This is a genomic window from Gemmatimonadaceae bacterium, from assembly GCA_035533755.1.
Lineage (GTDB): Bacteria > Gemmatimonadota > Gemmatimonadetes > Gemmatimonadales > Gemmatimonadaceae > JAGWRI01.
Genome location: DATLTC010000098.1, coordinates 1 through 7,695, shown reverse-complemented (window position 1 = coordinate 7,695; position 7,695 = coordinate 1). Strand labels below are relative to the sequence as shown.

The 7,695-nt window shown below is 70.8% G+C and carries 11 protein-coding genes; 6 read left to right on the top strand and 5 right to left on the bottom strand.

Going from position 1 to position 7,695, the window contains the following annotated elements:
* From VNE60_13440 to VNE60_13430, 3 genes are all read left to right on the top strand, one after another.
* Nucleotides 1–330 (top strand): hypothetical protein (locus tag VNE60_13440; protein HVB32524.1); only part of this gene is annotated, 330 nt, incomplete at its 5' end.
* Nucleotides 331–434: 104 nt separating this feature from the next.
* On the top strand, nucleotides 435–1,019 hold the full coding sequence (locus tag VNE60_13435) for a CBS domain-containing protein (protein ID HVB32523.1): 585 nt from the start codon (nucleotides 435–437) through the stop codon (nucleotides 1,017–1,019).
* A 77-nt stretch (nucleotides 1,020–1,096) separates the two neighbouring features.
* On the top strand, nucleotides 1,097–1,585 hold the full coding sequence (locus VNE60_13430; protein HVB32522.1) for an Hsp20/alpha crystallin family protein: 489 nt from the start codon (nucleotides 1,097–1,099) through the stop codon (nucleotides 1,583–1,585).
* A gap of 12 nt (nucleotides 1,586–1,597) precedes the next feature.
* Here the strand turns inward: VNE60_13430 and VNE60_13425 are convergent, their stop codons facing one another.
* From VNE60_13425 to VNE60_13405, 5 genes are read right to left on the bottom strand one after another with little or no spacing between them, the layout of a single operon-like run.
* Entirely contained in the window at nucleotides 1,598–2,077 is a 480-nt protein-coding gene (locus VNE60_13425) for a metallophosphoesterase family protein (GenBank protein ID HVB32521.1), read from the bottom strand.
* A complete protein-coding gene (locus VNE60_13420) occupies nucleotides 2,074–2,694 on the bottom strand; it encodes a flavin prenyltransferase UbiX (protein HVB32520.1) in 621 nt (206 codons plus the stop codon). Before VNE60_13420 ends, VNE60_13425 begins: the two co-directional genes overlap by 4 nt.
* Before the next feature lie 2 nt (nucleotides 2,695–2,696).
* Nucleotides 2,697–3,626: a UbiA-like polyprenyltransferase gene (locus VNE60_13415; GenBank protein ID HVB32519.1), complete on the bottom strand. Its 930-nt coding sequence runs from the start codon at nucleotides 3,624–3,626 to the stop codon at nucleotides 2,697–2,699.
* Nucleotides 3,623–5,104 carry a menaquinone biosynthesis decarboxylase gene (locus VNE60_13410; protein HVB32518.1) on the bottom strand — a complete coding sequence of 494 codons (1,482 nt, stop codon included), beginning with the start codon at nucleotides 5,102–5,104 and terminating at the stop codon, nucleotides 3,623–3,625. The genes VNE60_13415 and VNE60_13410 overlap by 4 nt, the downstream gene beginning before the upstream one ends.
* A 28-nt stretch (nucleotides 5,105–5,132) precedes the next feature.
* A complete protein-coding gene (locus VNE60_13405; GenBank protein HVB32517.1) occupies nucleotides 5,133–5,882 on the bottom strand; it encodes a ubiquinone/menaquinone biosynthesis methyltransferase in 750 nt (249 codons plus the stop codon).
* A 123-nt stretch (nucleotides 5,883–6,005) separates the two neighbouring features.
* Here VNE60_13405 and VNE60_13400 point away from each other — a divergent pair, with 123 nt between their 5' ends.
* The 3 genes from VNE60_13400 to VNE60_13390 form a co-directional block, all read left to right on the top strand.
* A complete protein-coding gene (locus tag VNE60_13400) occupies nucleotides 6,006–6,608 on the top strand; it encodes a sigma-70 family RNA polymerase sigma factor (GenBank protein HVB32516.1) in 603 nt (200 codons plus the stop codon).
* 67 nt (nucleotides 6,609–6,675) lie between these two features.
* Nucleotides 6,676–7,263, top strand: a complete 588-nt coding sequence (locus tag VNE60_13395; protein HVB32515.1) for a hypothetical protein — start codon at nucleotides 6,676–6,678, stop codon at nucleotides 7,261–7,263.
* 3 nt (nucleotides 7,264–7,266) lie between these two features.
* The coding region (locus tag VNE60_13390; protein ID HVB32514.1) for a polymer-forming cytoskeletal protein at nucleotides 7,267–7,695 on the top strand (429 nt) is incomplete at its 3' end.

The window sequence follows — 7,695 nt, the reverse complement described above, 5'->3', positions numbered from 1 at the left end:
CTCGGCCGGCTGGAGGCGCTGCGGGAGCAGTTCGACCGGCTGCGGTTCGCGGTCGAATCGCTCTCGTTCCAGTATCGGGTGGCGGGGGCCGACGGCGACGATCGCGTGTATCTCATTCGCCGCGGCCGCGTGCGCGGCGAGGTGGCGGCGCCGCGTTCGCGCGCCGAGCGGCGGGCGCTGGCCGAACTCTCGGCCGCTGTCTTCGGCGGCGACGAGCCGCGCGGCGCGCGCGTGCCCACGCACGAGATCGACGAGCTGATGCTGCTCTCGAGTTGGTTCCGCGCGCATCCGGGGGAATTGACGCACACGCGCCCGCCGACCGCCCGGTAAACCCGCACACTCACCGTCGGCGCACGCCGGACAAACCCACTCCCGAACGCCGACAGACGCGTGAATCACCGTCTCGTACGTTCTGCGGTATCGAGGAGGAAGGGATGCTCAAGGTCCGCGAGATCATGACCGCAGACCCCATTACCATGGGGCCCGATCTGACATTGCGCGAAGCCGCCGAGCGTCTTGCGGGTTCGCATATCTCGGGGGCGCCGGTCGTGAGCGGGGACTCCGTGCTCGGAGTGTTGTCGCTCTTCGACATCGTGGAGTTCATCGCCAACAGCCCGGGATTGCCTCCCGACGAGGCGGCGAACGACATCGAGGGCGACGACGACGGGTATGAAGCCGTCGCCGCGTTCTATTCCGACGCCGTCGCCGGCGACATGGCCGACGTCGTCGAGCGGATGCGCACCGTGGATCGCAGGGAGTGGGACGTGCTCTCCGAGCACACCGTGAACGAGGCGATGACGCACGTCGTGTTCTCGCTGCCTCCCGATGCCACCGTCGAGACGGCGGCCGACTACATGCGGCGCGGCGAGATCCACCGCCTGCTCGTGCTCGACGCCGGCCGGCTGGTGGGGATCATCAGTGCGCTCGACATCACGACGGCGGTCGCGGACCATCGCCTGACCAAGCGCACCTTCGTGTTCTCGCCCCACCCGCGATACCCCGCGCACGGGCGCGTGTGACCGCGGGCGGAGCCGCCGGATCACAGACCGCGATCCGGTGCAGGTTCCCCCCAAGTAGCAGCAGGCAGGAGGTATCGATGCCCAACATCCAAGTCACCCGAACGGCCGGCACGCGGCTGCCCTTCATCTCCACCCTCACGCGCGACCTCGACGATATGCAGAGCCGCCTGCGCAAGGCGTTCAACGTGCCGGCCTACGAGCCGCTCGTGCCGTCGTTCCTGGAACCGCTCGGCTGGAATCCCGCCGTCGAGGTCTCGGAGACGCCCACCGAGTTCACGGTCACGGCCGAACTGGCCGGCATGACCGCCAAGGACGTGAGCGCCGACTTCGAGAACGGCATGCTCACCATCAAGGGCGAGAAGAGCGAGGAGAAGTCCGAGGGCGACAAGAAGTACCATGTCTGGGAGCGCAGCTACGGCGCGTTCGAGCGCGCGTTCTCGTTCCCGACGTCGGTGGACCAGGACAAGGTCAAGGCGTCGTTCGAGAACGGCATGCTCACGGTCACCCTGCCCAAGACCAAGGAATCCAAGGCCAACGGCAAGAAGATCGCGATCACGAGCAAGTAGGACCCGGTGGATTCAGGGAACGAGGGGTACGTGTGTGATGGAGACGTCGTGACCTGAGAGGCGCATGCGGGCGACGCTCGGCGCGATGTCGAACCGCCGCGGCCCAGCCGCCCCTGGATTCACCACCCACCGCCCGTCTGCTCTCACGAGCAGCGGGCGGTGCGTGTGTCCGTACACGATCACGTCGGCCGCGTAGCGCGCCAGCAGCGCCGGCGGCGTCGGACTCCCCAGTTCGTGGCCGTGGCTCACGTGCACCCGCACGCCGCCGATCGTCTCGTCCAGCGCCTCGGCCAGCCGTGGATCGCCGGGCACATCCGTGTTTCCATATACGGCGCGCACGGGGGCGATCGTCTCCAGCTCCTCGAGCACGCCGTCGCCGACGTCCCCGGCGTGCAGGATCAACTCCACGCCGGCCAGCGCCGCGAACACGCCCGGCCGCACCACGCCGTGCGTGTCGGCGATCAGCCCCACCAGGTGTACGCGCGCGCTCACCGGCGCGCGCCCCGCCCCGGCTTCTCGCCCTGCCAGCGTGCCGCCAACTCGTGCGCCACCCCCAGGTGGTCGAGCACGCGGGCGACGATGAAGTCCACCAGATCCTCCACCCGCGACGGCCGGTGGTAGAACCCGGGGGCCGCCGGCATCACCACCGCCCCGGCGCGCGTGAGCCGCAGCATGTTCTCCAGATGGATCGCGCTCAGCGGCGTCTCGCGCGTCACCAGGATCAGCGGCCGCCGCTCCTTGAGCGCCACGTCGGCGGCGCGCTCGACCAGCGATCGCGACGCCCCCACGCTCACCGCCGACAACGTGCCCATCGAGCACGGGCAGATCACCATGCCGGCGTTGAGCGCCGACCCCGACGCCGGCGCCGCCCCCCGGTCGGCGTCGTCGAACGCCGTCACCAGCCGGTCCCACGCCCGGGCGCCCACCGCGGAGCGCAGGTCGGCCACGCTCGCCAGATCGGTCTCCGTGCGCAGCAGCCGCAGCCCGTGGCTCGACACGATGAGCTGCACCGGCCGCCGCGCCGCCACGAGCTGCTCCAGCAGCCGCACCGCGTACGGCGCCCCCGAGGCGCCGGTGATCGCGAAGACGATCGGGGGCGAGGCGGCCATGACTAGCGCCCCGTGTGCAGGCCGAGCATGAGCATCGGCCGCACGCGCTCGGCGAGGACGAAGAAGAAGAACGCCAGACTGAGCATGCCGTTCATCGAGAAGAACGCCGCATCGAGCTTCGAGAGATCCCCCGGCCGCACGATCGAATGTTCGTACGCCAGGATCGCGCCGGCCAGGGCCACCCCCAGCCAGTAGAACACGCCCAGATGCGTGGCCACGCCCACCGCCACGAGCGCCGCCACCGTGATCGCGTGCAGCACGTGCGCGATCGCGATCGCGCGCCGCGCGCCCACCTTGGCCGGCAGCGAGTAGAGCGCGTTGGCGCGATCGAAATCCATGTCGGCCAGGGAATAGAACACGTCGAACCCGCCCACCCACGTCATCACCGCGGCCGCCAACGCCACCAGCATCCACCACGGCCGGCTCCACGCCCCCGTCACCGCCAGGTACCCGCCCACCGGCGCGATGGCCGTGCCGGCGCCCAGCACGAGATGCGCCCACCGCGTGAATCGCTTGGTGTGGCTGTAGAAGAACACCCAGAGCAGCGCCGCCGGCGAGAGCGCGAAGCAGAGCTCGTTCAACCGCGACGCCGCGAAGCCGAACAGCGCCGACGCCACGATCACCGACCCCCACGCCTCGGCCACCGACAGCACGCCGCGCGGGATCTCCCGCATCGCCGTGCGCGGGTTGCGGGCGTCGATGTCGCGGTCGGCGATGCGATTGAATGCCATCGCCGCGAACCGCGCGGCCGTGAACGCCACCACCACCCACGCCACCTGCGCCAGGTGAATCGGGCGCCGGTACGACGCCAGGATCACCCCCACCAGCGCGAACGGCAGCGCGAACACCGTGTGCGGCAGCTTCACCAGATTCACGTACGCGATGAACCGCGAGCCGCGGTGGGCGAACGTCTGGCCCTCGCGCGCGCTCATCGCCACGGCAACCCCAGCGACGCCCACATCGCGTCCACCCGCTGCCGCGTCGCCTCGTCCATCGCGATCACCCGCGGCCAATCGCGCGTGAACCCCTCCTCGGCCAGCTTGCGCGTGCCGTCCAGCCCCATCTTCGAGCCGTACGTGAACGCGCGGCTCGAATGGTCGAGCACGTCCACCGGCCCCATCGTGAACCGCGTGTCGCGCTCGGGATCGAGGTTGTTGAGCGCCACCCACCACGCCTCCCGCGGGTCGCGCACGTTCACCCACTTGTCCACCACCACCAGCACCTTGGCCAGCGACATCAGCCCCTGGCCCCAGAGCGCGTTCATCACCTTCTGCGCCTGCCCCGGGTACTGCTTGTCGATGGACACGAATACCAGATTGTGGAAGATTCCCTCGGCCGGCATGTGGTAATCCACGATCTCCGGCACCGTCAGCTTGAGCAGCGGCAGGAAGATCCGCTCGGTGGCGTGCCCGAGATAGAAATCCTCCATCGGCGGCCGGCCCACGATCGTGGCCGGAAAGATCGGCGCCCGGCGCATCGTGATCGCCGTCACGTGCACCTGCGGGTACAGGTCGGCCAGGGAGTAGAACCCCGTGTGATCGCCGAACGGCCCCTCGGTCACCAGCGGCTCGGCGGGGTCGATGTACCCCTCGATCACGAAGTCGGCCTCGGCCGGCACCTCGAGGTCGCAGGTGAGCGCCCGCGTCAGCTGCACGTGATCCTTGCGCAGGAATCCCGCGAACAGGAACTCGTCCACCGTGGGCGGCAACGGCGCGCTGGCCGAATACATGGACGGCGGATCGCCCCCCAGCGCGATGCACACCGGCATCCGCTCGCCGCGCGCGGCCATCTCGCGCCAGTGCGCCGCGCCCACCTTGTGGCGCTGCCAGTGCATGGCGAGCGTGGCCTTGCCCGTCTGCATCACGCGGTACATGCCCACGTTGCGGATGCCGCGCGTGGGATCGCGCGTGATCACCATTGGAAAAGTGATATACGCGCCCCCGTCCTCCGGCCAGCACTTGAGCAGCGGCAGCCGGTCGAGGTCCACCTCGTCGCCGCGCCACACCACCTCCTGGCAGGGCGCCCCGCCGGCGCGCGTGCGCGGCGGGAACTTGGACAGCTCGAGCAGCCGCGGCAGCAGCGACAGCTTGGCCACCAGCCCCTCGGGCACCTTCATCTCGAGCAGCGCGGTGATGCGCGCGCCGATCGCGTCGAGATCGGTCACGCCCAGCGACATCGCCATGCGCCGCATCGAACCGAACAGGTTGATCCCCACCGGATACGCCGACGGCGCGCCGTTCATGAGGATCGGCCGCTCGAACAGCAGCGCCGGCCCACCCCCCGGCTGCTTCATGGCGCGGTCGGCGATCTCGCACAGATCGAGGTTCACCGACACCGGCTGCGTGATGCGCACCAGCTCGCCGGCGCGGTCCAGCGCCTCGACGAACGTCGAGAGAGTATCGAGAGTCACGGAGTGCCCGGCAAAGGAACCCGCACCGTCATGCGCGCACCCCCACGTGGAGGGCCGCGACGCCGAGCGTCAACGGGCGCCAGTGCACGCCGGCAAACCCCGCCCGCGTCATCCGGTCGGCCAGCGCCCGCCCCGACGGGAAATTCGCCACCGAGGCCGGCAGGTAGCGATAGGCCGTGCGGTGCCCGCTCACCAGCCCGCCGATGAACGGCAGCACGTGGTGGAAATAGGCGTGGTAGCCCGCCCGCACCAGCGGCGACGGCGGCGTGGAGAACTCCAGGATCACGAACCGCCCGCCGGGCTCCAGCACCCGCAACACCTCGCGCAGCCCGGCATCGAGATCCGACAGATTGCGGATGCCGAAGGCCACGATCGCCCCCGCCATCGATCCCTCGGCCAGCGGCAGGCCGAGGGCGTCGGCCACCACGGGGTGCACCACCTCGGGCGGCGCCTTGCCCAACCCGGCCCGCAGCATCGGTTCGGCGAAGTCGGCGCCCACCACCGAGCCCCGGAACCCGGGCACGCGCGCCAACTGCGCCCCCACGTCGAGCGTGCCCGCACAGACGTCCAGATAGCGGCCGGCCGGCCGCCGGGTCCAGTCCAGCGCCGCGATCGCCTCCCGGCGCCACCGGCGGTCGACGTTGAAGCTCAGCAGATGGTTCAACAGGTCGTAGCGCGGCGCGATCTGCGAGAAGATGCGCTGCACGTAGGCGCGCTTCTCGTCGCCCCATGCGGCGGCGGCCCGCGCCTCGGCGGCTTCCACGTCTTTCACGGCCATCCACGTAACTTCGCCGGGCGCCGCGGCCGCGGCAAGCGAAGCCGCTGGCTCGGGCGGCGTACCCCGCATAGGTTCCTCTGGGTCGCCGAGCCTCGCGTTCCACGCGTCGCCGGCCCCCGCTCGATGCCTCCAGCCCTCGACCTCGCCAACCTTCCGGACGCTGACGTCGTCGCGCTCGCCCAGCGAGGCCGCGACGCCGCGTACCGCGAGCTCATCCGCCGGTACGAGCGACCCGTGTTCTCGCTCGTGTTCCGGATGGTGCGCGACCGCGAACTCGCCGAGGACCTCTCCCAGGACACCTTCATCAAGGTGCTCCAACACATCGACCGCTACCGGCCGGAGTTCAAGTTCTCCAGCTGGCTGTTCAAGATCGCCAACAACGTCGCCATCGATCACCTCCGGCGGCGCCAGCTCGATACCGTCAGCATGGACGGCTCCCCCCACGCCATGACCAGCGATGCCGTGGAGGCCACCTCGTTCGACGTCTCGTCCAGAGACGAATCGGCCCTCGATCGCATGGAGGCCCGGGAACTCGGGTCGGCCATCGAGACCGCCATCGCCCAACTGCGCCCCGAGTACCGGGCGTGCATCCTGCTGCGCCACGTCGAGGACAAGTCCTACGAGGAGATCGCGGCCACCCTCGATCTCCCGCTGGGCACCGTCAAGACCTACATCCACCGGGCCCGCCACGAGCTGCGCGGGCTCCTCGAGCACCTCAAGCAGTGACGTCCATCACCCCCGTTCCCCCTGAAACCGGCGCCGTCCGCCGGCCGTAGGACACCGTGGAGGCTTTGTGAATTACCGGCACCTGCTCCCAGAAGAGTTCGATCTCCTGCTCGACGACGAAGTCGGGTTCGGCGTCGCCCCCCTGCGCGAACACGCGCGGGAGTGCGCGCAGTGCCGTGCCCAACTCGAAAGCGCGCGCGTGGTCGTGGCCGCCCTCGAGGAGCTTCCCCGCTTCGCCCCCTCGTTCACGCTGGCCGACAGGGTCATGGCCCAGGTGCCGGTGTTCGTGCCCTGGCACGTGGCGGCGCGCGACACCGTGGTCCGCTACGTCCCGCGGTCGCGTCCGGCCCGACTGGCGGCGGCCGGCCTCGCGGCGGCTGGCGGCGCCACGCTCACCGGCGCCACCCTCTGGCTGGCCGCCCGCGGTGATCTCGTGGCCTTCGCCACCAACATCGCCGGCAACCATCTGCGCGATGCGGCCGCCCAGGCCGGCCGCGACGGCATGGTCGCGCTGTTCGGCCCTCAGGTGGTGACCACCCTCCAGCAGGGCGGCCTCACCGGGCTCGCCCTCATCGCCGGCGGGTTCCTGCTGGCCGCCGCCGCCTCGGCCTTCGGCCTTCGCGCCATCGCATCCTCCGCGCGCCGGAGGAGTTGAGCCATGCGGGCCCTCCCGATGCTCGTCGCGCTGGCCGCCGTCTCCCTGGCCGCCGCGCCCTCCGTGGCGCAGTCCACCGCGGCCGGCGGCGGAACGCCGGCCGCGCCGCAACAGTTGGATTCGCGCCTCCGCGCCGACATCGGGCGGCTCGGCGCCTCGCTCGGCCTGCCCCACGTGCCGCCCGCCGACAGCTTCGCCCTCGGCGGCCGCACCATTCCGGCCGGCGCCACCGTGAACGGCGACGTGGCCGTGGCCAACGGGCCGCTCGAGATCGACGGCCGCGTGAACGGCGACGCGATCGCGCTCCGCGGCGACGTCGTCGTGCGGCCGGGCGGCGTCGTCACCGGCGACGCGGTCTCCGTGGGCGGGCACGTCCGGCTGTCCGGCGGCACCGTGAACGGCGAGATGCGATCGCTCAGCGACCTCGCGACC

Excerpts from the sequence above, each read along its gene's own strand:
- VNE60_13420 (HVB32520.1), bottom strand. The coding sequence starts at position 2,694 with ATGGCCGCCTCGCCCCCGATCGTCTTCGCGATCACCGGCGCCTCGGGG.
- VNE60_13400 (HVB32516.1), top strand. The coding sequence starts at position 6,006 with ATGCCTCCAGCCCTCGACCTCGCCAACCTTCCGGACGCTGACGTCGTC.
- VNE60_13405 (HVB32517.1), bottom strand. The coding sequence starts at position 5,882 with ATGGCCGTGAAAGACGTGGAAGCCGCCGAGGCGCGGGCCGCCGCCGCA.
- VNE60_13415 (HVB32519.1), bottom strand. The coding sequence starts at position 3,626 with ATGAGCGCGCGCGAGGGCCAGACGTTCGCCCACCGCGGCTCGCGGTTC.
- VNE60_13435 (HVB32523.1), top strand. The coding sequence starts at position 435 with ATGCTCAAGGTCCGCGAGATCATGACCGCAGACCCCATTACCATGGGG.
- VNE60_13430 (HVB32522.1), top strand. The coding sequence starts at position 1,097 with ATGCCCAACATCCAAGTCACCCGAACGGCCGGCACGCGGCTGCCCTTC.